The organism is Salipaludibacillus sp. CF4.18, from assembly GCF_051262595.1.
Classification (GTDB): Bacteria; Bacillota; Bacilli; order Bacillales; family Salisediminibacteriaceae; genus Salipaludibacillus; species Salipaludibacillus neizhouensis.
The window spans coordinates 1-252 of record NZ_JBIMEV010000188.1; the positions used below are offsets into that span (position 1 = coordinate 1).

1 protein-coding gene is annotated in these 252 nt (G+C 38.1%); it reads right to left on the reverse strand.

Annotated features, from left to right (window positions below; all coding sequences use genetic code 11):
• On the reverse strand, positions 1-252 hold a 252-nt coding region (locus ACHABW_RS26105; RefSeq protein ID WP_435759961.1), incomplete at both ends, for an IS3 family transposase.

Consider the following 252-nt stretch of genomic DNA (forward strand, 5'->3'; position numbering starts at 1 on the left):
TGACTCGAACGTAGGTTAAGTCACTCACAATTACATTGAGTTCTTCCTCTTGGTTGAATTCTCGATTTAATGTATTTCCTATTTCAGATTCGTTACAAGACGTACGAGATGGCTTAAATTGAGCGACAGTATATTTTGAAACAAGTCCCTGTTCTTTCATGATTCTCCCAATACGACGTCGAGAAACCGTCCACTTCTTCTTTTCTAGTTCGATCTTAATTTTTCGTTGACCAAAGTTATCTCGGCTATCCT